The organism is Stenotrophomonas sp. GbtcB23, assembly GCF_019091045.1.
GTDB lineage: Bacteria > Pseudomonadota > Gammaproteobacteria > Xanthomonadales > Xanthomonadaceae > Stenotrophomonas > Stenotrophomonas rhizophila_A.
In genome coordinates this window covers 1-234 of record NZ_JAGXKC010000704.1, presented here as the reverse complement: position 1 = coordinate 234, position 234 = coordinate 1, and the positions used below count along the sequence as shown (strand labels likewise).

Below are 234 nucleotides of genomic sequence, written 5' to 3'. Positions count from 1 at the left end.
AGGCCAGCAGTGCGGTGCCGATCTGGCGCACCATCGGGAAGGTCAGCAGCACCATCGAGGCGCCGACCAGGTTGATGGCGCCCATCAGCACGCGGCTGGGCACGCGGGTCTGGGTCTGGATGCGGCGGGCGGCCAGGTTGTCGGCCACTTCCATCGGGGGGTCACGCAGGATCGCCTGCTCGCCGGCAGCCACCGCGCGCACCAGCAGCCAGATGAAGCACGCCGTCAACCCGA

At 70.5% G+C, this 234-nt stretch carries 1 pseudogene; it reads right to left on the bottom strand.

Annotation, left to right across the window (positions count from 1 at the left end):
- Positions 1-234 (bottom strand): annotated as a pseudogene (locus tag KVS69_RS20635) (mechanosensitive ion channel family protein); the annotation flags it as partial.